Source organism: Streptomyces sp. NPDC042364 (genome assembly GCF_056437585.1).
Genome location: NZ_JBWKAJ010000024.1, coordinates 98,818 through 120,371 on the forward strand (window position 1 = coordinate 98,818; position 21,554 = coordinate 120,371).

The window sequence follows — 21,554 nt, forward strand, 5'->3', positions numbered from 1 at the left end:
CGGGCTCCTTAGATGACGGTGAGGATGCCGGACCGGCGGATGACGGCTTCTGCTCCGGGCGGGTCGATGTGGATCCACACGCGGTAGTCGCCGGCGTCGAGGGCGAGGCTGGTGCCGGGGCCGATGAGGACGCGTGCGGTTGTTCCGTCCCAGGTGGCGGTGTGCCATTCGTCGTCGGCCGGGTTGTTGCGGTGCGCAACAGCGGCGATCTTGACAGGGACGCCGGTGAGGCTGGTTCCGGCAGGTGTGGCGGTAACGGGTACGTGCAGGTATTCGGTGCTGCTGGCGGGGATCACAGCCATGGGGTGCCAACCTCCCAGGCCAGAGCAGGCCGACCGGCAGCGAACTCGTAGTCGACCGCGGTTTCGGCGACGGCGAGGGTGCCGCTGGCGGTGAGTGCGGCAGCTGCTCGGACTGCTCGCTGTGTGGTGGCGGTGAGGGTGCCCGTAGCCGATGCTGCTGCCGCTGCTCCTGTGCGCCGGGTACCGTCCGCGGCGACGATGCTGCCAGCCGCCAGGGCTGTCTGGCTGCGGGCGCGGAGCACACCGGTCGCGCTGGCGGTGCCGGTGGCGGTGAGGCTGCCTGCGGCGAGCGTGCGGCGGACGCCGGCTGCGGTGGCGGTCCCAGTAGCGGTGAGCGCGGCCGACCCGGCGACGGTCTCGAAGGGCGGCACGTTGACCGAGTCGACTTCGACAAAGTCGTTGGCGCCAGCGTCCCGGTGCCCTTCGATGAGGAAGGCCAGGTTGGTGTCGGCGGCCCATGCGGGGGTCGTGGCGGTGCGCCGGTTGGTCCAGGTGGTGCCGTCGGGCGAGGTGTCCCAGTAGAGGGTGCCGGCGTCTTCGCGGAAGCGGAGCCAGGCGTGGTCGGCGGCGCTGTAGGTGAGGAAAACGGCGGCGCCGTCGGCGTACCCTGCGCGGAGGTAGAGGCCGAGTGCGGTCTGCGCGGTGTCGACGATGAACCCGGCGTCGGTGCCGCCGGTGCTGGTGAGGACGAGGCAGCTGGCTGCGGAGGTGGTGGCCCCGCCCGGTGTGGGGGCGTGCAGGCGCATCGTGATCCCGGAGCCGGTGAGCGTGTAGACGCTCGCCGACTTCAGCCCGGCGTATCCGGTCGTGCAGGGGATTCGGGCCCGGCCACCGGTTTCGTCGGGGTCACCGTAGCTGCCGGACCACAGGCCGGTGTCGAGCACCCCGTCCTCGAAGTCGTCGACGAGTTCGGCGAAGGTGGGCACTGCGGCTCACCTCACCCGATCGACAGGTCCACGTCTCCGGCGGCCAGCTTGAGTTCGTCGCCAGCGCTGAGGGTCTTGTTCGCGGCGAGGGGCCCGTGCCACAGCCGGACAGGCGTTCCGGCGGAGTCCCAGATCTCGATGCCGACGACAGTGCAGGCTGGCATGCCCGCGAACAGGATGTCGGCGTCGTTGGAGACTCCGCTGCCGCTGGCCGAGGTGGTGAGGGTGATGTTCTGCCGCGTGTAGGACCCGCCGGTGACCTCGGTTCCGGCCGCAGAGTCTGTGCCGTTGGCGGTGACGAGGGCGACCTTGAGTGGGGTGGTGGGCCGGGTGGGCGTGCCGATGCCGTGCAGCCAGTTCAGCAGGAGCGATTCGGCTGTGTCAGTGAGGTTGTCGGCGATGGCTACTGCCCTCCTGGCGTGCGGTTTGGGGGTCCCGCCGCCCGTGGCGGGGGATCGACCGGGCGGCGGGACGTTCGGGGCGGGATGAGCTGGCCGGCCCCGAGTCAGGGGGATTCGGTGGGAGGTTCGTCCGCCCGGCCCCCCACTAGGACCGGACGGACGGGTGGGCCGAGCGCGAGGCGCTACAAGGCCCGGCCTGCGCTACCGCCCGGGCGCAGGAGCTATGCGGCCAGTAAGGGTGTGGTGTCGAGCACTGGCGGCGTCGGGGCGGGGGCGATGAGGGCTCGAGTGTCCTTGTCGCGTTCACCTTCAGGGAGTTCGGCGAGGTCGTAGAGGACGCCGTTGCGTCGCTGCGGGTTGTGGTGTCGCGTAAGTCGGCCTTCGGCCGCCCACCGTCGGATAGTGGTGGCGGGCCGCCCGGTCCAGTAGGCGGCGAGGTCCTCGGGAACCAACTGCGGAGGCATTTGATCACCTCCGGGAACGCGAAAGGGCCGCCAGTGGGGGCGGCCCTCCAGACACAGCGAGATCGATTGGAGCAGACGATACGCTCATCCCTGATCAAACGGCAAGTGGTGTTGCTGAAACAGCATCACGCGGTGCGCAGTGACGGCAGTTCAGGGATGGTGTCGGCGAGCCAGCCACCTGGCTTTGTGGTGAAGTGCGGAGCTGCTGCGGTCTCCCACCAGGAGCGAATTGCGCTCCCCGTGACGGTCATGCTGGTGCGCTTGTCGACGTACTCGACAGGGCGTTCCCCGCTCTGTCGCACTGTGACGCGTCCGCGCTTGCAGCCGTCGGGGTAGTCATTCCAGTTCACTCCAGCCTCAGCGAACAGGAGTTCCTGCATGCCTGCACTACTTACGCCGTGGAGCCGTTTGTGGGAGAAGTGGGCTTGTGCGGCCATGCTTACCGAGTTCCGGACGGCGTCGCGTTGCCTCCACAGGAAGTAGTTCGCGACCTCGACCGGGTCAGCGATGGTGAAGACGCGAGCATCGAATAGGGCCCGCTTGCCGGGGCGTCGCTCGTTGAGTACTGCGGTGGCGAGCGATGCGGAGACGGACAGGAGCTTGGCGACTACGCCGTCGAACCAGGGCTGGGTCTGGGTGGTGGCGAAGTCGGTGACGAGGATGCTGATTTCGTCGGACTGGGTGTACGCGAACACGGCGCCGCTGATCTCGGCACAGAGGGCCTCGGCGACGGCGTCCATGTCAGTGATGAACTGCTCGTCGAACGGCTTCTGGCAGCCTCGTAGGTAGGTGTGGAAGGCGCGGCCGTCCAAGCGGAGGAGCGTGTAGGTGCGCCGCGGCAGGATGGTGCGCTGTGCAGCCTCGTAGGCCTTCATACGGTCGCCCAGTGCGGTGTTGTCGCTCATGGCATCCCCATGGTGTGGCTGATGGCGCGTGTTTCGAGGGCGTCGGCTTCGCTGTCGATGGCTGCTCCGGCTGTGTGGAGGTCGCAGTCGGGGTCGTCGGCGAGGTTCCGGCAGGACTCGGCGATAGCGCGGAGCAGGGCCAGGACTGCGTCGCAGGGCATGTATGGCTGCCCGTTGCTGGCGGTCAGGACTGGGAGTTGGTCGGCCGCGTGTGGCGTCGGCTGACCGCTCATGCTGCGGCTCCTGCCGCCTCGGCGAGCACCCGCTCTTGCGCGGCCCGGAGTTCCCTCCACTCGCCGAGGGTTTCCCAGCGTGCCCCGCAGCCGTCGCAGCGGACCCGGTGCGAGGCGGCTGTGGCTGTCAGCGGCGTCCAGCAGATGCCGTCGTCGGCTCGCACCGGACAGTTGCCGATCTTTACACTGCCGGGCCTGCGATCGCCCTCGACGAGGGTCTGGCATTCGCCGTGCAACCGCCGGATCTCCTCGATGTCCTGCCCCACCGATTCGTAGCTGGAGCAGGCCCACAGCAGGTTGTTGGCGAGGAACCGGGCGCGGGCGGGTAGGCCGCGGGCCGGGTCGCTGCGCCAGGCGGCGAAGACACGGGCGCCGTCGCTGCGGACTTCGATTGGCCAGCCGAGGGCCTGCCGCCACGAGTCTTCGATCGCCTGCAGTCGAGTTGCGATTCCGCCGGGGCCGACGAGCGCCAGGACGTCGAGGCGGGGCGGGATCGGCGGGGTCTTGCTGCCGGAAGTGCCGCCGCCTGAGCGTCGGGCGCCGCGCATGAGGGCGGCTGTGGTGTCGAGCTGGCGGTATAGGGCGGGGAGTTCAGCGATCCGGATTGCGGTGGCGTCTTCGCATGGCCGGCATGCCCAGCGGCTGGTTTCGGATGCCCAAAGCTGCTTGTTGCAGCGGGGCGTCACGCACGTCGGCCAGTCGTAGTCGTCCAGGGTGGCGGGCTGGTGGTGCATGGTCGGCTCCTCGGGGCGGTACGGGAAGCAGAGTGATGCTTGAGCCAATGGTGCACTAGGGGGTTGACAGTCCGGGGCCAATGGATCGGCGGCGTTGCGTGCCGGGTGGGGGCGGAGATGATGGGGGTGTGACCGATGAAACTGCCGCTATGGTCGAGTTCCTGCGTGCCCGCTATGCGGAAGGGATCGCGCATGCCCGCGAGTTCGGGAACCTGTTCGTGACGAACGCGGAGGAACGCTTCGGGGTTCCTCGCGAGCAGGCGGAGCAGCAGACTCGGGCCAGCCTGCACGCCGCCGAAGCCAGGTCCCAGCTGTTCGAGGAAACCGTGATCCCTTACCTTGGCACTGCTGGCCCGACGGGGCGGATCGCCGAACAGCAACTGCGCCTTCTGGCTGCGGAGCACGCCGGACATGCTGACTTCGACGCTGCGTGGGCGCCGTAGCCGTCATTCTTTCCGGGACTTCACGCTCCCACCGCATGACGACGAACACCGGGACGGGGCCTCACCACACAGCCCATCAGTACTCGCCCGAGTCCCGCAGATCCTCCCGTACCCGCTCGACATACTTCGGGCAGTACGCCTTCGTACCGAGGAGAACAAGCTGGTAGGCGTCCGTCTTTTCGGTGCCCCAGTCTTCCCCGACGGGGTACAGGTCCATCTGATCCAGGATCCACGGCACCGTGTGGTCGGCGTCCAGTTCCTCGCACCACCTGGGCGGGAACGCGGTGAGTTCCTCGCGGGGTGGGACGCGAATGTAGCTGTCGGCCCAGGAGTCGAGGTGCGCGTCGGTGACGGCCGCCATGAACTCGTCGGCCGGATCCTTCACCAGCGTGGCCTTCGGCTTCGCTTCCGGCTCGGTATCGCCACCGCTGGAACAACCCGCCAGCACAACACAGACGACAGCAAACACGACAGTAGCGGCGTGGCGCACGGTCCCCCCAAGTATGTGGTTCGGGTCCCGGATCGTAGCGGCACACCACCAGCGGATGGCACCCAAACGGCACGAGAAAGCCCCGCCACCGGCCGTTGGACAGGCCAGGGCGGGGCCGAGAGAGTGCAGTCGGTGTGGCCCTCAGCCAGGTGGAGTTCCTTTCAGCTGAATGTGACGGTCATGGCGCAGCTGCTGATGGTCTTCCCCGCTTCTTCGTGGGCGGCCTGGTGGGCTTCGTCGTCGACGGTGTCGCAGACGAGCCAGCCGTCCCAAGTGACGGTCCAGCCGCATGTCGGGTCGCCCCACTTCTCCGTGACGATGTCGATGACCGCCTGTTCGGTGGGCCCGTGGGGTGTGTAGCCCTCGCGGGTGTCGCTGGTGCCGCACAGGTCGCAGACGGCGCCGAAGCACGTGGTCTGTCGTATGGCCATCGTTCGCTCCTTCTAGGCGGGGCCGTCGTATTGGACGATGTCGATGCGGGCGGTCGGGTGTTCGAGCTGGGCGCTGGCGACGTCTGCCACGAGCGAGGCGAGGCTGTTGGTGGAGTTGAAGCTGAGGAGTTGGCGGGTGCGCTGGTCGTACAGCCGGTAGTGGATTTGCTCGGGCAGCGGCCGGTTGATCCGCTTGCGGTCTCGGAGGGGCTGGCCGTTCCACGAGTCGGGCATCGCGTCTCCTCCTACTGCTGGTTGTTGGTCTTCGCCCACACGCCGCGGGTGCTGCTGTGGGTGGTGCGCTGGTCGACGGGGCCGTTGTAGTGGTGGTGGTGCTCGTCTGGCAGCACGTTCTTGGCTCGGCGCAGGACGCGTCCGACGGCGAGGGCGAGGGTGGTGGGGGCGCCGAGGACGATGGCGCAGACGACGGGGTCGGCGTGCCCGGAGGCGACCATGACGAGGCTTGCGGCGCCGCCGACGAGGACGGTGGCGACTCCCCCGGACAGCATGAGGGTGCTGGCGTCGACTGCGGACTGGCTCATGGGCGGCCGGCCGGGCTGGGGTACGGGCGGGGCGGTGCCGATGGCGGGCACGGGTGTGGTGTCGCGGAATGAGGTGGGCCGGTAGGCCTCGTCGATGAGTCGTGCGGCTTCCTCCTCGGCCACCTCCTCGCTGACGGGGGTGCGGTGCTCGGGCATGGGGTCTCCTAGTCGATTTCGCCGGTGCCGCTGCAGACGGTGCAGCGGACCTTTGTGGCGGCGTGGATGCGGGATTCGATGCGGTGGTGGCCTCGGCCGTTGCAGGCCGGGCAGGGGTTGACGGGTTCGGGCGTGTAGTCGGGGTCGGGTTCGTGGCCGCCGGCTTGCAGGCCCCAGGCTGCGCCGAGAGCGGCGGCCTTGGCGGAGGCGACACCATTACGGGCGGCCGTCTTGACGGGCCGGGTCACCGCGCGGAGCGCGGCACGCTTCCGGCGGCGGATGGCAGGCTTCAAGATCCGGCCCCAGTAGACGCGGGTGACGGCCTTCTTGATGTCGTCGATGTTGACCTCGGGGTGGAGGATCCCGGCGAGGCGGGCGCCACCGATGGTGATCTCGAAGGTGTCGATGTCCTCGGCGCGCTCGCGACCGGTGCGGACCTGGTTGATCTGCTTCAGGTCGCCGAGGGTGATCAGCGACTCTTCCCAGCTGTGCCCATTCCAGCAGTTACCCCAGACGGGAAATCCGTCGATGAAGCCATCACCGTCGAGGGTGAACGCCTCCGACATGCACTCGGGGCACCGGTAGGGGTTCCCATCGATCGTCATCTGCTGGATCTTCAGGGTGAGCATCGGATACGGACCTTCTTCGCATTTAGGGCTGACAGTCGCGCTGACAGATGGGGATCCGTGCAGGTCAGGCCCCTGACAGGGCGCTGACACCAGCGGCTCGCGGGGTACTGGGCGACAGGCCCCGTCAGGGTGGAGTCAGGGCGGTGACCTGCGGCGATCCACCTGCCAACAGGGGCCTGTCAGGGCGCATATCTACGCATTACGGGCGGCTTCTATGTCCTCCAGGAGGTAGCCCTGAGGCCGCTTGCCGTCCGCGGTCGGCACCCGCTTCACCTTCAGATCGGACGTCACTGCCTCGATCCGCTCCCGGACCGCCTTGCCGACCCGGGCCGACCAGCCCTCCTCCGTCTCGCCATCCCGGCGCCCGAACTGGGCCGGGTTCGATTCGGCGAACGCGGTGAAGACCTCGGCGTTGGTGACGTTGCCCCTGCCGGTGGCGCGCGCCAGGACGGCGAGCTGCTCCAGGATGTCGACGCGGACGATGCGACCCTTGCCGCCCTCGCCGCCGGCCGCCGAGGAGACACCGGTCTCGGCGACGAGGTACGTCTCGACCGGGTCCTTCCACTGGCCCGGCAGGCGCCTGGCGGCCTTGCGGATCTCGTAGGCCTCGACGGCGACCCGCTTCTTGTCCGCAGGCTTGACCAGATAGGAACGGTCTTCGATGACGCCGGTCTCGGGGGTGGCGAGCCAGTTCCGGCCCGGCTGGTTGATGGGGATCTTCGACGCGTCGTAGCCCTGGCCGGCCATGCCGTCGCCGAGGATCGTGTTCGACGCCGTCGGCGACTCGGTGTTCATCGCCGCGCGCGCGACGTGATTCTGGCGGAGCCTGCCACGGATGACGTCGACTTCGGGCACCTGGGTGAGGCTGATGAGGGTGATGCCGAGGGCGGCTCCGACGGCGGCGACTTGGGACAGGTTCTCGGTGATCTCGTCGGCCCAGGGGCTGGTGCCCTTGGGGGTATAGGTGGCGAGCTCGTCGACCACGATCAACTCACGTCCGCCGAGGAGACCCATGGCCTTCTCGTAGTTGTCGTCGTCGATCTTCTCGTAGCCGTGCTCGTCGAGCAGGTCGGAGCGGCGGGCGAGCTCGTCCACCACGGCCCGCAGGAACAGGGCGAGCCGCTTCGGATCGCGTTTGACGAACGTCGCAGCGATCGGCGCATACGGGTTGTGCTCGGCGGTGCCCTTGCCGTCGAAGATACGGACGTTGACCCATGGGTCCTTGGCCACGCCGATTAGGATGTTGGCCAGGAGCATGCCCTTACCGCGGCGGGTGGCACCCGCCACGATGAGGCTGCTGTCCCGGATCCACAAGGTGATCGGGTTGCCGCGCTTGCCGAACGCGACGACGATCCCGTCGCGGAACGTGTTGATCTGGCCCTCGTGGTCGAGGAGGGGTGAGGTCCGCACGACTCCGAACGGGTCCTCGCTTGCCACCCAGATCTTCAGCTCCGACTCGACAGTGCCGACGGCCAGGTCGACCCAGTCCGTGTGAACGCCGAGCGCGGCAGCGATCTCCTTCTTCTTGGCGATAGCCGAGGAGGCCGGGAGGCCGGCCATGTGGACGGCGTAGGCGATGCCGGGCCCCTCGGTGTGGGGGATGCCGACGCCGCGGATCTCTGCGGCCCGCTTCTCGGGTACGACGCCGGCTTCGACGAGGACGCGCCGCATGGTCTCTTCGCCCAGGTGGCTGGTGCGGGTGGGCGCCTGGATCGGCTGGACGACGGGCTCGTCGGGCCGGCCGAAGTAGGCGCCGGTGAGGATGACGGCGACCGTCAACAGCAGCTGCACCCACCAACTCCCCACGGTGAAGCCGGCTGTCCCGACGCCGACGACGATCAGGCCGCTGATGCCGGTGCGGATCCAGTGTCGCTTCTTGTGCGCCTTGAACTCGGCGCGCCGCACCTCCAGCAGTGCCCGGGCCTTCGACTCGGCAGCGGCTCGCGCCTCACCGCGCGACTGCTCCTTCGCCTGCCGCAGCATCAGCTTCGCGGTGGCGATCTGCTGCCGGTAGTCGTCGTGCAGGGCCTCCCACCAACGCAGGCACAGCCGCCGGTAGCCGCGGATCGACCAGCCGAGGTAGTAGGGGCTGTGGGTGGCGTGGAAGCGGATCGCGTCGACCGCGTTTTCGCGGGCGTACACCGCCCACTGCCGCAACTGCTCGCCCGACATCATCCACGCCGGCCGGGGCCGCTTCTCGAACTCGAAGACGCGGGCCGGCTCGGGGTCCTTGACGAGGGTGGCGGTGAGCCGCTCCCACTCCGGATCTGGGGTGCTGCTGGGGGTCGTCTCGATGCTCACTGCGAGTCCTTCTTCTCGGTCTGCTCGAGGCGCGCCTGGGCGCGGGCGATGGGGGTGTAGGGGGCGGTCTGACCGGGGGTACGCCGGGGCGGGGTGCCGCCGTTGTTGCGGCGTCCGTCGGGGACGTCGGGGTCCTTCTTGGCGCGGGGACCCTTTTGGGATTCGACCTGCGCGAAGTCACCGATTATCGGAACGTCGGTGGCGACCTTCATGCGGGCCTGTGCGGCACGCGACTCCGCCTCGATCTCGGCGGTGATACCGACGACCTTCGAACCGGTCTTGCGGTACCAAGCGTCGGCCCAGATCTGCTCGGTGACGTACTGCGAGCCGCGCGCGGAACGCATCGCTTCGGCGATCGACCACACCTCGGGGTGGTGCTGCTTGCGGTCGGCATCGCGACGCTGCTGTTCATCCAGCGCGCGGGTCTCTGCAAGCTGCTTGGCGGCTGCTGCGGCGTGCTCGGCATCCTGCTTGTCTCGCCGGGCCTTCTCCTTCGCCGCGTCGGCCTCGGCCTTGGCTCGCTTGGCGGCGCGACGCTCGCGGCGGGAGGCGATGCCGTCGGCCTGTTGCGCCTTCCCGTGCTCGTAGGCCATGAGGACGATCGGGCCGCCCAGCGAGGCAAGGGCTCCGATGAGGCCGGCGTTGAAGCCGATGGCTTTGTCTGTGAGCCCGCCGTACAGGTTGATGATGGCCGCGATGACAGCGGAGATCATGATGCCGATGCGGTAGGGGGCGACGTCCCTGCGGTGGGCGACTGCCCAGGCGGCGCCGCAGGCGAGAACGAGAGCGAAGCCTTCGAGGAGGGCGGGCGCGGCGATGAGGAACTTGCGGGCCGGGTCCCAGAAGTGCATGAACTGGACGGGTGCGGCGATGATCAGGCCGACGGCGTAGATGCCTCGGGCGCCCCACTTCCACAGCTTCTCGCTGCGCTCCTGCTCGGCGAGCCGCTGCTCCTCAGCAGCAGTCTCGTCGGCTGCAGCCTGCTCCGCCTTCTCCCGCTCGGCGTCGGACTTCGCCTTCTCCGCGGCCTTCTTCGCGAGGTGCGCGGCGTGGTCGGCCTTCTCCTTCTCCAGGCGCATCGCGGCACGCTCGTTGGCGATGCGGTCTTTCTCGGCCTGCTCGGTGGCGAGGAGTTCGGCGGCCTTCGCTTCGCCTTCGGCTTTGATGCGGGCGGCGTCGGCTTCGGCGGCGGCTCGGGTTCGGATCGCCTCCGCCTCGGCCAGCGCAACCGGGTCGTACTCGAACCGGGGCTCGGGCGAGGCCAGCGGCGTGCCGTTGACCTTCGCGACAGACGTCGCGGTCACAGCGGATCACTCCCTTCGCGTGTGTGTAAGCGGGTCAGGCGGTGGCGGGTCGGTGGTGGAGCCAGGCGATGACGCCAGCAGCAAGGAGCACGGGTCCGGGGATCGCGGCGAGGATCACGGCCGCGCCGGTGGCGGCGAGAGTGATCGGGGCGGCGGCGGCCGGCCACAAGCCGACGACGATGAGAACGGCTGCGAGGAGCAGCCAGCGGAAGATGCGGGGCATGACGACCTCGTCTCGGGTCGGATCGGGTTAGGGGTTGTGGGGCTGGCCGGATTTCCAGGGCCCGCGTACCGGGGTGGGACGTGGGCCGTGGGTTACCGACAGCCGGTCAGCTGAGGCGTTCGACGGTGACGTCGAGGTCGCGGGGGTCGGAGTCGGCGGCCTTGAGGCGCCGGTCGAGGTCGGCCTCGTCGTGGACGGTGATGGTGTCGGTGGGGGCGCCGGTGATGATGTTGACCTTCTGGCCGGTGCGGCTGGTCGCGGTGAGTGCCCACTTCGGCATGAGCTGGTCCTCTCGTCGGTGTGGTTGGAGCGCTGGATGGTTCTCCTCGACCCGGCCCTTGCGAGACGGGCGGGGCGGGCGGCCGGTCAGTGCTGGTGGTCGCAGTTGCCGGCGGGTGTCACGACGATGTGGCTGGTCTCGTAGCCCTGGTCGCGGAGCTTGCCCACGATGCCGGTGGCGGCGGACTGTTCGTCGTCGTCGCAGACAGGGGTGGTGGCGGTGCCGGTACGGCCTTGGGAGTCGGTCACGGTGACGGTGGTGTTCCACTTGCGCATGGGGGTTCCTTCCGGGATGTGAAGCGGTGTGGTGGCGGCGTTAAGTGGTCGTCACTTGCCGCGGTAGACCTCGTAGCGGCTCGGGTTCGGAATGACGCGTTCATAGGCGGCCTTGAAGCGCACGCTGGCTCCTTCTTGGGTTGTTGGTGGCTAGGGCTAGCTGGAGGTGACGCCGCGGCGCCGGTAGAGGCGGACGTCCTCGCCCTGGCGGGGGCTGGGGTTGGGGGTGACGCCGTTGAAGGTGGTCTCGCCAGGCCCGGTGGACTGCCAGGCGCGGGTGGGCTTGGGGCCGCGGTTGTCGTCGGTACGCCCGGCCCCGCCTTCCTGCCGGTTCCGCCAGACGCCCATCAGGCGGCGGCCGGGTAGTCGAAGCCGCGGAGCTCGTCGACCAGGGAACGGTCGATGGCGGCGGCGTGGTCGAGGATGAGGAGCATCTGCTCCACGTCGCCGGCGGCCCGGGCGGTCACGTAATCCGCGAACACGTCCGCCACAGCGGAGTCGACCATCTCGCCGACCGTCGCGCTCATGCGGCGGCGGACACCGAGCTCGCTGGCGGACAGATCGGCATCGAACAGGATCATGGACATGGCTCGTAAGCCCTCTCGGGTAGTTCGGGTGGTGTGGGAAGCCGTAGGCGGCGGGGCCGCGGGGGATTCGGTGTCATCCCGCCGCCTGCGGCGGTCTAGAAGGGGTGGTTGCTAGCGGCAGGCGTCGCAGACGCCGCCATCCCAATCGGGAAACCAGCCGCCGGGGCATCAGTCGGCCTGCGGGACCACGAGGAACGAATCCGAGTCCAGGTCCATGCGGACCGTCGCCGGAGTGCCAGCCGCGGTCAGCTCCGCTGCCTTCTCCTCCGCCGGCCACGACCCGCGCGGGCCGCCAGCCGGGAAGGAGTCGAGGATCTCGCGGGCCATCACGCGCCCCCATCCTCGAACGGCGGAAAGATCGTCGCCCGGATCGCGCCGCGGACACGCTCGCCCTGCCACGAGAACCTGGCGTACAGGTGGATCGCACCATCGGAGCTGACCCGCTCGGGGGTCACGTCCGCGTTCAGGTGCCGGGCCCAGGCGGCAAACGTCGCACGCTGCTCATCCGGCGTCGACGTCAGCGAATCCACATCGGCTACCAGCGCCCCCGTCGTCGCGATCGTCCACGTGACACCGGGCAGCCCGGCCCGGAGGAACTCGCCGAGCGCCTGGTGCGCGGCCTGTTGCCAGCGCCGCACATACACCTGGTCAGCCATCACGCCACCCCGATCAGGTCGAGGCGGCCGGCCTTCGCGAGCTGGCAGCGGCACATGGCCATCTCGTCCTGCACCGCCAGACAGCCATCGAAGTCAGCGGCCTCGGCCAGGGCCCGGCAGTGTTCGGCGGCATCCAGGTAGCGGACCGCCGTAACACGCAGCTCCAGGCTCCGCAGAGCCTCAGCAGCGGCTGGCGACAAGGGCTCGGTCGGGGCGCTCACGACGCACCACCCAGACCCGCGACGAGCCGGCGGACGGCCGCGAGGCGCTCGATCGGGTCCTGCCCGGCGGGGACGATGACGGTACGGCCGTCGCCCTCGGTCGGGTCGTACACGGCACGGATGTGGTCCCGCAGCCGCGGGTCCAGGGTGGCGGTGTCCCACTCCTCGACACGCAGGCCGTGCTCGGCGAGCAGCGCCTGCAGCGTTTCGCGGGCCTCGTACTCGTCCGCCAGCCGCTCGAAGTCGGCGAGGTTGGTGCGGACTGCCGCGATCAGCTCACGCAGACGGGACGGCGACACCTCGGCGAGGTCGGACAGCTGCGGATCGGTCGAGGCGACCAGCGACAGAGCGCCGGTGTCCGAATCGACCATCACCTCAGCATCGAGGGTCAAGCTCAGCGCCCGCTCAGCGGGGGGATAGGCGCGCATGGGCGCACCGGTATGGTTGGTCATGCCGACTCCTTGGTTACGTCAGGGAGGTCGTGCAGGTCCTGTCCTGGTGTGTGGAAGCCCAGGGCAGGGCCACATTCATTTGTGCGCACGGGTGCTGGTGGAAGACAGCTCCGTGGTGGAACTCCACCACCATAGACCGGCCTATGGACCGGTGGCAATCCACCATGCGAAGATTTCGGCATGCCCCATGGAGTCCACCGAATCCCCGCAAAGACATACCGCCCGGAACCCGAGCTGCTTGAGCGCGCCAAGGCAGCCGTCGCCGAGGTGGACTCCACCTTGAACGCACACATCAACGGGTTCTTCCGCTGGCTCACACATGAGACAGACGAGCTCCCGAGGCGGCCGGACAAGCCGCCAGTCACGCCCTCGTAATCTCTGGGCTCTGCCGTCAAGATCGCTCCTCGGAGTGCTGCGGGGCCGACGGCCCCGCCTCTCACCGTTGAGCACACCGCCAAGCTTGGGTGTGACGGCAGCCTGAGAGTCGATCACTCACACCTCAATCACAGGCACAGGCAGGGGAGCCATGCCGGAGCAGGCAGCAGCAGAGGCGTTCGTCGCCGAGCTCAAGTACTGGCGGGACGTGCGGGGTCTCTCGCAGTCAGCGCTCGCCAGCAAGGTCGGGTACACGCCGTCCTACGTGTCCAAGGTCGAGGGCGGGCAGCTGGCCCCGTCCGCCGCGTTCGCGCGCCAGGCCGACGACATCCTCCGGGCCGGCGGCGCCCTGCGGCGCACCTTCCGCGACCTGGAGGCGACCGGCAAGGCGCCGGCCACGCACCCGGCACCGAACGGCGACGAGTCACACGCCACGAGCCTGATCGTCGAGCACGAGGACACCACCCTCTACTACGACGGCCGCACCTACCGGGCCACCCAGCGTCGCAAGCTCTACAACGACAGCCCCGACCCGGTCACCCGATACCTGGTCCGGATCTCCGTCGACCGCTACCCGGGAGACCCCGAGCGCTCGAACCAGCACTACCGCGAGAACCCGCTGACGTGGGAAGAGATCGGCCTCAGCGCGTCGATCGACGGCGAGCCACTGACGTGGCGGGTGAAGCACGACCGCGACGCCTTCAAGGAATTGTGGCTAATCTTCGGCCAGTACCCGCTGTACCCAGGCGAGTCGGTGTGGCTGGAGTACAGCTACACCGTCGGGGACGAGAAGTGGGGCTCGTGGTTCCAGCGCGCGGTTCGCCTGCCAACGCAGCGCATGAGCGTCCGCCTCGACTTCCCCGCCGACCTCGACCCGATCGTCTGGGGCACGGAGACGAGCATGACCGCCGAGGCTATGCCGTTCCGTACCGCGATCCGCCGCACCGAAGAAGACGACCGACGCGTCTTCTCGTGGTCGACCGAAGACCCACCCCTGCACGCCCGTTATCGCCTTGAATGGAAGTTCCGAACCCGCCCAAATCAGGAGGATGCATTGCACGTACTGGAGCCCGAAGCGACCGCGAGCGAGAGGATGCACGCGGTCGGCATCGTTCAGGAGGGCGACCCCATCCTGACCAAGACCGCGCGACCGTTCGCCCTGCCCGACGAGGCCGAGGACGCGCGCCGGGTCGTCGCCGAACTGATCTCCGCAGCCGAACGGGCCTCCACCGTGCACGTCTTCGGCAAAGGCATGGGCGTAGCCGCGACGCAGATCGGCATCGACCGGGCCGCCGCGATCGTCCGCTCCCCCGACGGCGAGTCCATCACCCTGTTCAACCCGCGCATCGTCGAGGAGTCACGAGAGACGGACGAGCAGTACGAGGGCTGCCTGTCGTTCTTCGACGTGCGCGGCAAGGTCCCCCGTCCACTAGCGATCAGCGTCGAGCACACGGACATCGACGGCCAGGAGCGAATCACGATCTTCGAGCGCGGCATGGCCCGACTCGTCGCCCACGAAGTCGACCACCTGCACGGCATGCTCTACCGCTCACGGATGCGCGAAGGCGTCCAGCCGATCCCCGTCTCCGAGTACCGAGGGACGGGCAGCAGCTGGAGCTACGGTCAGGGGGCCAAGTGACCGGAGAAGTCGTCTACGTGCTGGGCACGCCCGGCAGCAACACCGTGAAGATCGGGCGCACCACGAACCTGGCCAAGCGTGTCGCCGACATCCAGCGCATGTCACCAGTCCCGCTGCAGGCGCTGTGGACTCACCCCGGCGGCCACGAACTGGAGACTGGTCTTCACCGCCACTTCAAGGCACTCCGATCTCACGGCGAGTGGTTCGTCTTCGATGGCGATCCGGTGGAAGCCGTGCGATCCGCAGTCGAGAAGGAGCCGTGGATCAGGGCCGCGCCCGCCACACGACCGGCCCAGCCGGCACCAACGCCGACGAAGAAGAAGATGCCAGCGGACGAGTTCGCCGCCATGCTGGCGTCCGCAGAGCTGGCGCAGGCGGCGCCGCCGTTGCAGTTCGAGGAGTTCGACGAAGCCGTTCGTATTGCCTTCTCTGAGCTGGACGCGATAGAGGATCCGAAAGATCGCTACCACGCAGTGCGTAACACGCGCCAGGAGTTGGCTGAAGGGGATCGTGCGGCTCTTGCCCTTGAGCGGAACACGGTGATCGGCCTCAAGGACATGGGCCTCACCTGGAAGCAGGTTGGTCAACTCTTGGGCGTCTCGGGAGCGAGGGCCGAGCAGATCGCCAAGGCCGCCTGACCGCACGCCGAAGCGCCCCCGTCTCCGATCGGAGACGGGGGCGCTTTACGTGGGTACGGCCCGCTGCTCGACGGAGCAGCGGGCCGTCAATCCCTTGCGGGACTGGCCCCCAGGCGGATCGCCCACGGTACGCCTGGCGTGGGGGTCGCGACAGTCCCTCGACTGGGTGATCGCATCAGGGTGCCCCCGCTCCGTCGTTCGGGGCGGCGGCTCCCCTGTCAGGGGATGATTCCGCGGCGCTGGTTGTGCTGGACGAGGCCGCGGAGTTGGACTTCCACCATCTCCTGCTGTTCCGCGGTGAGGCTCTTGAATAGTTCGAGGAGTCGCTGTTCTGCCTGGGGGTTGACCGGTCCAGGGGTCTTCCGGTCGACTGCGGCGAAGACTGTGTCTTCGGGGAGTGCGAACTCTGCTGCGAGTTTGCGGAGGGTGTCTGGGCGGGGTCCTCGGCCGGAGCCGCGCATGCGGTGGACCCAAGCGTTCACGGCGGCCGGGGAGACTCCAATGCGGCGTGCGATCTGTGACTCGTTCACGCCGTGCTGGTCTTTGATGTGGTCGATCAGGCCTGCGATGCCGATCATTTCGTCTGTCATGTTGCCCCCTCCGTGCGTTGCAGCATCATGCCGGGCCGCGGGTCTGCAGTCAGGCTGCGCACACGAATGCCCCCCTCGTCCGCCGTCCGGACGAGGGGGCGTGGTGGTGTCAGCCGAGGTATGTGATCTGCAGGACTGTGACCGTCTTGAACGTCTGGCCGATCATCACCACGGCGAATGCGTGTTCGGTGACGATCATCCGCACGACGCCGTCGTCTTCGCCGTAGGGCTGGGTGACGCCGATCGGGTCGTGGCAGGCGTCGGCGAGTGCGAGGGTGAGGGTTTCACTCGCGGCCGGCGGCCTCGCCTCGTGGACGGCTTCGGCGGCGGGGTCGTACTTGAGGCGGTACATCGGCGCGGCGCCTTCCTGCGATCACGTTCACTCCTGTCACCACGGCCACGTCCCCTGATGAAGCGGAGTGTAGCGAATGGGTGACGGGGTGTGTGACGTGTTGCCTCAGGCGGCGCCGCGCCTGCGGATGCGCTGAGCGTCGTCAGCCACGCGGTCTGTCGCGTCGGTCCAGTTTGCCGTCGGGTCTTCGCCTCGGGCCTCAGCTGCGGCGATGTCCCGGCCGCGTTCGACTGCGGCGACGGCGTCTTTCGCGATGCGTTCCCACTTGGCGAAGACGCCGAGGAGCTGGTGGGCGGGTGCCCGGTTGATCTCGGAGAGGAAGCGCTGGGCGAGTGCGGGGTTGCCGAGCGCGTCACGGATTGACTCGATGGTCCACGGTTCGCTGCTCATAGCTCGACCCCAAAATTACGACACCCACAACCAGTGGTCTGAGGGTAGCGCGGCTGCCTTGGCACCTACGAAAGTCTCGAGACTTTCGTAGGTGCTCTGTGCTGCTGCGGCCCGCCGTTTGGGTGTCCCGCCGAGTGATCAAATGGCTCCTTTGGTCGGCCGTTGTTGTACATGGACGTGCGGTCTCCAGGGTGGCCCGTAGGGGGCGGATGGTCGCACGGGCGTTCGTTTCGTCATAGGTTGTCCAGGCCTTCACCCGCGGCCTTCACTGGCTACTGAAGGCCCGATAGCCTGGACTTTCTGGGGGATGCGCTGCCCTTCCCGTGGGCCCGTCGAGTCGCAGCTGGGGGCGGCTCGTCTACGGTGAGTGGAGGCGCAAGAAGGAGTTTGATCATGGCAACCGTCCACGATGTGGCGGCGTATATCCTGCAGAAGCAGGGGGCTATGTCCGCGATGAAGCTCCAGAAGCTCTGCTACTACTCGCAAGCCTGGACGTTGGTCTGGGACGAGAAGCCACTTTTCACCGAGCGCATCGAGGCTTGGGCCAATGGGCCCGTCGTGCGCGACCTGTACAACGAGCACCGCGGCCACTTCACGGTGACGCCCGAGATGATCTCGAAGGGTGATCCTGCACGACTCACCGAGCGGCAGTCCGGGAACATCGACATCGTGCTGGACTTCTACAGTGCCCGACCGGCTCACGAACTGAGCGAACTTACCCATCGCGAGGCGCCATGGAAGGATGCCCGCGGTCAGCTACCTCCAGGGGCTAACAGCAACGCTGAGATCACTACGGCGGCCATGTACGAGTACTACGACGGTCTCGTGGGGACGGACGGCTGAGCGTGGGGCGCAAGGGGGACGGAAAGCGCAATCCGAAGGCAGGCGCCCAGACTGGGGGCCGGGTGCCTGTCGCCGCTGCAGTGAGTGGTCGGCGTGAGCGACGGCCTGTGGAGACACCGCTCGGAAGCCAGCGTCAGGCGATGATGCGCTTCCGGTTCGACAGGGTCGACCTGGATGGCCCATGGTGCCTTACAAAGATCACGGCCGAGCAGCACAAGCTGCTGATCACCAAGCTTCGCGAGTTTGAGTCGATGACGGTCAACCAGGTCTTCCATGAGCGGAGCTCTGACAGCGGGCTAGGGTCCGACTACAGCGACATGAGTCGGTGCCCCAACCGTGATGCTCCTCGTCGGCTCGCCGAGCTCGGGTATGACGCCATCGACGGCTTGAGCCGGCTGGCCCTGGGTGGGAAGCCGCGCCTCTACGGCATCCGCAACCAGAACGAGTTCTCGATCTTGTGGTGGGATCCTGAGCACGAGATCTGGCCAGCCAAGAAGAAGCACACTTAGCCTGACTGAGGAAACGGCGCACCGTTTCGTCGCTAGTCTCCGCCTCGTGAGGGCCGACGACGACCTGGAGGAGCCGCCTAGTGGTTGATCTTGTGGAGTGGTTGACCGCATGCCTCAACGAGGACCAGCGGGAGGCCGAGGAAGCGCTGAGGCGCACAACGACCACCCGCCGTCGGATCGGTGGGCAGTGGGTGGAGGGCACGGTGCAGCCGCCGGAGTGGCGCCGCTCGGTGTGGGGTCCGGCTCGGGTGCTCCGCGAGATCGACGCCAAGCGAAAGCTGCTCACCCTGCACGAGCCCGGTGAGACGGAGTACGTGGACGGTGACGTGTGCATGGTCTGCGAAGACCCGGACGTGGGCGACGAGGGGCCGTTCTACCCCTGCAAGACGCTGCGCCTGCTTGCTCTGCCCTACAGTGACCGCGATGGATACCGGGAGGAGTGGGCGCCGTGAGTGACACTGCTTGGGGCTGACCGCCCCGCACGCAGAAGCGCCCCGCCTCGAACTCGCCGAGGTGGGGCGCTTCGTCGTCTCCGGGGGCCACAACCCGCTCGACGGCGGGAAGGATCCAGTTCCCTGGTTCCGACCGTATCCCGGCAGACGAGGCCCACGACGAGCGGGCGGAGCATGCCTACCCCCGGCACAGGCCGGGATCAGCGCACACCTCCAGGATGCCACGAGGCGGCTCCCGGTACCGTCTGCGGCACCAGCGCACGAGAGCGAGACGGTCATGCAGACGATCCACCTCCCCGACGAGCAGCCCACCCCCGACGGTCCGGAGCGTGTGCCGCTGGTACGCCTCGCTGGACAGTCAGCAGGTTCGCCGGCGTTGACGCGGGCTGTGGCCGCGGGGGTTGAGAAGCGGGGGCCGTCGCGGGTGGCGGTGGCGGCGTTCCAGTCGTCGGTGTGAGCTTGGGCGTGACGGAGCCCCTCGCACGGGGTGGGCGAGGGGCTCTCGTCTGAGGATGGCACGCCCGTCAAACCGGACCGGCTACTCGGGCCAGACGACGTCGTTAGCGGCGAACGCGCGGACGATCGCCGGGTCGTGGCGGTACGACTGGAGGCTGTCGAGTTCGGTGTCCCAGTCGTCTTCCTGAAGCGCGGCGATGACCTTCGTGAGAGCGCGTTCCTTGATCTCGTCGCTGGCGTTGGCCTCGATGAGCGCGTCGGCCATGGTGTTGAACAGGCTGTAGGCGGATCCCCATCCCATGGTCAGTTCTCCTTCGTCGTGTCGGTGATGGACAGGTCGCGGGTGCCTGCGTGAAGCCATCTGGCGGGTTCGGTCGCTTGGGTCGATGCCGGGCCGGGCTGGTCGAGGGCGTCGAGGATCGCGCAGGCCAGCTCGTGTTGGGCGAGTGACATGTCGTCGCGTCCGGGGGCTGTGTGGTTGCGGGTGAACTCGGCGAGGGCGCGGACCCGGTCGACGGCGGCCTCGGCGGTTTCGGCGCGTTGGGTGGCGGCGGCTGCCGCGTCCAGGTTCTGCTGCCGCATGGCGTCGACGAGGCGGAGCTGCGCCTCTGCCTCGTCGGCGCGCCGCCGCTGCTGTTCCCAGTGCTCCGCTGTGGGGCCGGCGTCTCCGCGTCCGCATTCGGGGCAGTAGTCGCGCGCCACGGCCTGGAGGGCGTCGAGTTGCTCGTACAGGGCGTCGAGGGCGTCGCTGGTCAGGTGGTCGAGGGGGATGCGCTGGTTCATGCGTCCTCCACGGTGCTGGTGGTGGTGTCGCGTACCAGCCGGTACGTGTTCTCGGGGTGCCGCTCCCGGTAGCCGGCGAGCTGGGCGACGACCGCCTTCCGGTCGCTGCTGCCGGGACCGCAGATGCCGGCGCCGGTGGGGAAGCGGCAGTGGATCCACCAGTGGGGGCCGCCACCGAACTCGGGCGGGTCGGCCTGGTCGGCCCACGCGTGCAGGGCTTCGGCGAGGTGTCGGGCCTGTGCCGGGTTGATCACGACGCATGGGTCGCCTGGCGTGGTGAGGTGGAGGCGGAGCCACGGCCATGGCGTGCCGTCTTCGGGCTGGTCGTCGCGGCCGTCGCGGGTGATGTGGGAGGGGATTTCCGCGAGGCCGATCACACCGTCGCGGGGGTCGTGTTCGGCGGGGAGGATGTGGGAGCCCTGGTACACCCAGGGTGGGCCGAGGTGTTCGGGGTCGCCGTCTGCGCCGATGCGTTCGATGCTGCCGTAGATGCTCATGCCGTCCTTCGCTTGCTGGTAGCTGGTGCCGCAGTGTCGGCAGTTGCCGATGTGGGTGAGGGGCGCAGGGTGGGGGTCGGGGAAGCTGTGATGGCAGTTGGCGTAGTCGTCGACGAGCTGCTCCGGGGTGGCTCCGAGTTCGCCGCGCGCCCAGGTGCGGTCGATGGCGGCGAGGAGGCGTTCGCGGGGGTCGGTAAGCCACGCTTCGGGATCGGTCATGTGGGTCTCCGGGGGGTGGTGTGGCACGGGCAGGGGCTCAGGCGGGGGTGTCGGGCCCGGTGGTAGAGGCGGCATGACGGCAGGTCAGCCCCAGTAGGAGGCCAGGAGCCAGCGCGGCTCGGTCTGGGTTGGGGTGATGCCGAGGGCGGTGAGGGCGGCGCGGAGCTTCTCGTCCCAGCCGTTCATCTCGGGTTCGACGGCGAGCGCGGTCATGTCGATGTCCTCGACTGCGCCACGGCGGACGGTGATGACCTTGGCGGCGAGGATCTGCATCGGGCAGGAGTCGGAGCAGTACGTTTCGAACTGGACGCCGAGTCGGGCCTTGGCCTTCCGCTGGCGGTCGAAGTAGCCGTCGGCGTTCCAGTCGGTTTCGGTGAACCCGGTGATCTGGGCGAGGAGGTGGAGTTCGGCGGCTTCGATGAGGTCGTCGGTGTGCTCGGGGTCGAACCAGGTGAGGGGCGGGAGTTCGCCGTACTCGCCTGCTTCTTGGATCTTCTCGAAGCCTTCGCCGAGGTCGTAGCCGTAGGCGAGGATGCCGTCTGTGGACTGGCCCATGGTCAGGGTCCTTTCAGTGTCGGGTTTGTGCGGGTTCCTGGGGTGGGTTGGGGTCGCGGAGCGGAACGGAAGCTCTGAGCGCCGTTCTCCCGGCCCTGGCGGGCTCCGGTCCCGTGCGGGCTGTTCGGCCGCGAGAGGCCCCGTTCTGGCCCGTCTCGGGCCTGCTGCGGCCAGAGCCAGTCGACGACCGCCGCCACACCCGCCACCACCACACAGCCGGCCGCCACCCACAGCGATGCGATGCACGCGTAGGCCAGCCAGTGCGGCGGGCCACTCACTCCGGGGCCTCGACGGTGTACGA

Annotated in this window: 37 protein-coding genes; 7 read left to right on the forward strand and 30 right to left on the reverse strand. The window is 68.5% G+C overall.

Annotation, left to right across the window (positions count from 1 at the left end; translation table 11 throughout):
- Positions 1–8 precede the first annotated feature (8 nt).
- From AC067N_RS33380 to AC067N_RS33410, 7 genes are all read right to left on the reverse strand, one after another.
- Entirely contained in the window at positions 9–302 is a 294-nt protein-coding gene (locus AC067N_RS33380; protein WP_478682663.1) for a hypothetical protein, read from the reverse strand.
- Positions 293–1,228 (reverse strand): hypothetical protein, encoded by a 936-nt coding sequence (locus tag AC067N_RS33385; protein WP_478682664.1) that lies wholly within the window; start codon positions 1,226–1,228, stop codon positions 293–295. Before AC067N_RS33385 ends, AC067N_RS33380 begins: the two co-directional genes overlap by 10 nt.
- Before the next feature lie 11 nt (positions 1,229–1,239).
- The gene (locus AC067N_RS33390; protein ID WP_478682700.1) at positions 1,240–1,743 is read right to left on the reverse strand and encodes a phage tail fiber protein; all 504 of its coding nucleotides are present in this window, start codon (positions 1,741–1,743) and stop codon (positions 1,240–1,242) included.
- Positions 1,744–1,850: 107 nt separating this feature from the next.
- Entirely contained in the window at positions 1,851–2,093 is a 243-nt protein-coding gene (locus AC067N_RS33395; RefSeq protein WP_478682665.1) for a helix-turn-helix domain-containing protein, read from the reverse strand.
- A gap of 125 nt (positions 2,094–2,218) precedes the next feature.
- Positions 2,219–2,998: a tRNA(His) guanylyltransferase Thg1 family protein gene (locus AC067N_RS33400; protein ID WP_478682666.1), complete on the reverse strand. Its 780-nt coding sequence runs from the start codon at positions 2,996–2,998 to the stop codon at positions 2,219–2,221.
- Positions 2,995–3,159 (reverse strand): hypothetical protein, encoded by a 165-nt coding sequence (locus AC067N_RS33405; protein WP_478682667.1) that lies wholly within the window; start codon positions 3,157–3,159, stop codon positions 2,995–2,997. The genes AC067N_RS33400 and AC067N_RS33405 overlap by 4 nt, the downstream gene beginning before the upstream one ends.
- 68 nt (positions 3,160–3,227) lie before the next feature.
- Positions 3,228–3,965 (reverse strand): hypothetical protein, encoded by a 738-nt coding sequence (locus AC067N_RS33410; RefSeq protein ID WP_478682668.1) that lies wholly within the window; start codon positions 3,963–3,965, stop codon positions 3,228–3,230.
- A gap of 149 nt (positions 3,966–4,114) precedes the next feature.
- Between AC067N_RS33410 and AC067N_RS33415 the strand changes: the two genes are divergently transcribed.
- Positions 4,115–4,408, forward strand: coding sequence for a hypothetical protein (locus AC067N_RS33415; RefSeq protein WP_478682669.1), 294 nt, complete (start codon positions 4,115–4,117; stop codon positions 4,406–4,408).
- A gap of 76 nt (positions 4,409–4,484) precedes the next feature.
- Here AC067N_RS33415 and AC067N_RS33420 read toward each other — a convergent pair whose 3' ends face one another.
- From AC067N_RS33420 to AC067N_RS33495, 16 genes are all read right to left on the reverse strand, one after another.
- The gene (locus AC067N_RS33420; protein WP_478682670.1) at positions 4,485–4,793 is read right to left on the reverse strand and encodes a hypothetical protein; all 309 of its coding nucleotides are present in this window, start codon (positions 4,791–4,793) and stop codon (positions 4,485–4,487) included.
- Positions 4,794–5,059: 266 nt separating this feature from the next.
- Positions 5,060–5,329, reverse strand: a complete 270-nt coding sequence (locus AC067N_RS33425; RefSeq protein ID WP_478682671.1) for a hypothetical protein — start codon at positions 5,327–5,329, stop codon at positions 5,060–5,062.
- Positions 5,330–5,341: 12 nt separating this feature from the next.
- Positions 5,342–5,563, reverse strand: coding sequence for a hypothetical protein (locus AC067N_RS33430; RefSeq protein ID WP_478682672.1), 222 nt, complete (start codon positions 5,561–5,563; stop codon positions 5,342–5,344).
- An 11-nt stretch (positions 5,564–5,574) separates the two neighbouring features.
- Positions 5,575–6,027, reverse strand: coding sequence for a hypothetical protein (locus AC067N_RS33435; protein WP_478682673.1), 453 nt, complete (start codon positions 6,025–6,027; stop codon positions 5,575–5,577).
- Between the two features lie 8 nt (positions 6,028–6,035).
- Positions 6,036–6,656 carry a DnaJ-like cysteine-rich domain-containing protein gene (locus tag AC067N_RS33440; protein WP_478682674.1) on the reverse strand — a complete coding sequence of 207 codons (621 nt, stop codon included), beginning with the start codon at positions 6,654–6,656 and terminating at the stop codon, positions 6,036–6,038.
- Between the two features lie 192 nt (positions 6,657–6,848).
- Positions 6,849–8,957 (reverse strand): FtsK/SpoIIIE domain-containing protein, encoded by a 2,109-nt coding sequence (locus AC067N_RS33445; protein WP_478682675.1) that lies wholly within the window; start codon positions 8,955–8,957, stop codon positions 6,849–6,851.
- Positions 8,954–10,261: a hypothetical protein gene (locus AC067N_RS33450; protein WP_478682676.1), complete on the reverse strand. Its 1,308-nt coding sequence runs from the start codon at positions 10,259–10,261 to the stop codon at positions 8,954–8,956. The genes AC067N_RS33445 and AC067N_RS33450 overlap by 4 nt, the downstream gene beginning before the upstream one ends.
- A 34-nt stretch (positions 10,262–10,295) precedes the next feature.
- Positions 10,296–10,484, reverse strand: a complete 189-nt coding sequence (locus AC067N_RS33455) for a hypothetical protein (protein WP_478682677.1) — start codon at positions 10,482–10,484, stop codon at positions 10,296–10,298.
- A 106-nt stretch (positions 10,485–10,590) separates the two neighbouring features.
- Positions 10,591–10,764, reverse strand: a complete 174-nt coding sequence (locus tag AC067N_RS33460; protein ID WP_478682678.1) for a hypothetical protein — start codon at positions 10,762–10,764, stop codon at positions 10,591–10,593.
- 86 nt (positions 10,765–10,850) lie between these two features.
- Positions 10,851–11,039, reverse strand: coding sequence for a hypothetical protein (locus AC067N_RS33465; RefSeq protein WP_478682679.1), 189 nt, complete (start codon positions 11,037–11,039; stop codon positions 10,851–10,853).
- 156 nt (positions 11,040–11,195) lie between these two features.
- The gene (locus AC067N_RS33470; protein ID WP_478682680.1) at positions 11,196–11,387 is read right to left on the reverse strand and encodes a hypothetical protein; all 192 of its coding nucleotides are present in this window, start codon (positions 11,385–11,387) and stop codon (positions 11,196–11,198) included.
- Entirely contained in the window at positions 11,387–11,620 is a 234-nt protein-coding gene (locus AC067N_RS33475; RefSeq protein ID WP_478682681.1) for a hypothetical protein, read from the reverse strand. Before AC067N_RS33475 ends, AC067N_RS33470 begins: the two co-directional genes overlap by 1 nt.
- A 174-nt stretch (positions 11,621–11,794) precedes the next feature.
- Complete coding sequence (locus AC067N_RS33480) at positions 11,795–11,953, reverse strand: hypothetical protein (protein ID WP_478682682.1); 159 nt, start codon at positions 11,951–11,953, stop codon at positions 11,795–11,797.
- Positions 11,953–12,282, reverse strand: a complete 330-nt coding sequence (locus AC067N_RS33485; protein ID WP_478682683.1) for a hypothetical protein — start codon at positions 12,280–12,282, stop codon at positions 11,953–11,955. Before AC067N_RS33485 ends, AC067N_RS33480 begins: the two co-directional genes overlap by 1 nt.
- Positions 12,282–12,503 carry a hypothetical protein gene (locus tag AC067N_RS33490; RefSeq protein WP_478682684.1) on the reverse strand — a complete coding sequence of 74 codons (222 nt, stop codon included), beginning with the start codon at positions 12,501–12,503 and terminating at the stop codon, positions 12,282–12,284. The genes AC067N_RS33485 and AC067N_RS33490 overlap by 1 nt, the downstream gene beginning before the upstream one ends.
- Positions 12,500–12,955 (reverse strand): hypothetical protein, encoded by a 456-nt coding sequence (locus AC067N_RS33495; protein WP_478682685.1) that lies wholly within the window; start codon positions 12,953–12,955, stop codon positions 12,500–12,502. Before AC067N_RS33495 ends, AC067N_RS33490 begins: the two co-directional genes overlap by 4 nt.
- Positions 12,956–13,481: 526 nt before the next feature.
- Between AC067N_RS33495 and AC067N_RS33500 the strand changes: the two genes are divergently transcribed.
- Both AC067N_RS33500 and AC067N_RS33505 read left to right on the forward strand, forming a co-directional pair.
- Positions 13,482–14,969 carry a peptide deformylase gene (locus AC067N_RS33500; RefSeq protein WP_478682686.1) on the forward strand — a complete coding sequence of 496 codons (1,488 nt, stop codon included), beginning with the start codon at positions 13,482–13,484 and terminating at the stop codon, positions 14,967–14,969.
- Complete coding sequence (locus AC067N_RS33505) at positions 14,966–15,607, forward strand: GIY-YIG nuclease family protein (protein WP_478682687.1); 642 nt, start codon at positions 14,966–14,968, stop codon at positions 15,605–15,607. Before AC067N_RS33500 ends, AC067N_RS33505 begins: the two co-directional genes overlap by 4 nt.
- A gap of 218 nt (positions 15,608–15,825) precedes the next feature.
- Here AC067N_RS33505 and AC067N_RS33510 read toward each other — a convergent pair whose 3' ends face one another.
- The 3 genes from AC067N_RS33510 to AC067N_RS33520 form a co-directional block, all read right to left on the reverse strand.
- Positions 15,826–16,197 (reverse strand): helix-turn-helix domain-containing protein, encoded by a 372-nt coding sequence (locus AC067N_RS33510; protein ID WP_478682688.1) that lies wholly within the window; start codon positions 16,195–16,197, stop codon positions 15,826–15,828.
- Positions 16,198–16,306: 109 nt separating this feature from the next.
- Positions 16,307–16,549, reverse strand: a complete 243-nt coding sequence (locus AC067N_RS33515; RefSeq protein WP_478682689.1) for a hypothetical protein — start codon at positions 16,547–16,549, stop codon at positions 16,307–16,309.
- A 105-nt stretch (positions 16,550–16,654) separates the two neighbouring features.
- Complete coding sequence (locus tag AC067N_RS33520) at positions 16,655–16,939, reverse strand: hypothetical protein (RefSeq protein ID WP_478682690.1); 285 nt, start codon at positions 16,937–16,939, stop codon at positions 16,655–16,657.
- A gap of 393 nt (positions 16,940–17,332) precedes the next feature.
- Here AC067N_RS33520 and AC067N_RS33525 point away from each other — a divergent pair, with 393 nt between their 5' ends.
- The 4 genes from AC067N_RS33525 to fxsA all read left to right on the forward strand — a co-directional run bounded on the left by AC067N_RS33525 (position 17,333) and on the right by fxsA (position 19,200).
- Entirely contained in the window at positions 17,333–17,782 is a 450-nt protein-coding gene (locus AC067N_RS33525) for a Panacea domain-containing protein (RefSeq protein WP_478682691.1), read from the forward strand.
- A gap of 107 nt (positions 17,783–17,889) precedes the next feature.
- Complete coding sequence (locus AC067N_RS33530; protein ID WP_478682692.1) at positions 17,890–18,291, forward strand: hypothetical protein; 402 nt, start codon at positions 17,890–17,892, stop codon at positions 18,289–18,291.
- Positions 18,292–18,371: 80 nt separating this feature from the next.
- Positions 18,372–18,743: a DUF6221 family protein gene (locus AC067N_RS33535; protein ID WP_478682693.1), complete on the forward strand. Its 372-nt coding sequence runs from the start codon at positions 18,372–18,374 to the stop codon at positions 18,741–18,743.
- A gap of 277 nt (positions 18,744–19,020) precedes the next feature.
- Positions 19,021–19,200 (forward strand): FxSxx-COOH cyclophane-containing RiPP peptide, encoded by a 180-nt coding sequence (gene fxsA, locus AC067N_RS33540; protein WP_478680103.1) that lies wholly within the window; start codon positions 19,021–19,023, stop codon positions 19,198–19,200.
- Between the two features lie 81 nt (positions 19,201–19,281).
- On the opposite strand, the gene AC067N_RS33545 is transcribed toward fxsA, so the two are convergent.
- The 4 genes from AC067N_RS33545 to AC067N_RS33560 form a co-directional block, all read right to left on the reverse strand.
- Positions 19,282–19,500, reverse strand: coding sequence for a hypothetical protein (locus AC067N_RS33545; RefSeq protein WP_478682694.1), 219 nt, complete (start codon positions 19,498–19,500; stop codon positions 19,282–19,284).
- A gap of 2 nt (positions 19,501–19,502) precedes the next feature.
- Positions 19,503–19,982 carry a hypothetical protein gene (locus AC067N_RS33550; RefSeq protein ID WP_478682695.1) on the reverse strand — a complete coding sequence of 160 codons (480 nt, stop codon included), beginning with the start codon at positions 19,980–19,982 and terminating at the stop codon, positions 19,503–19,505.
- Positions 19,979–20,698: a hypothetical protein gene (locus AC067N_RS33555; RefSeq protein WP_478682696.1), complete on the reverse strand. Its 720-nt coding sequence runs from the start codon at positions 20,696–20,698 to the stop codon at positions 19,979–19,981. The genes AC067N_RS33550 and AC067N_RS33555 overlap by 4 nt, the downstream gene beginning before the upstream one ends.
- An 84-nt stretch (positions 20,699–20,782) precedes the next feature.
- The gene (locus AC067N_RS33560) at positions 20,783–21,253 is read right to left on the reverse strand and encodes a hypothetical protein (protein WP_478682697.1); all 471 of its coding nucleotides are present in this window, start codon (positions 21,251–21,253) and stop codon (positions 20,783–20,785) included.
- Positions 21,254–21,554: the final 301 nt, after the last annotated feature.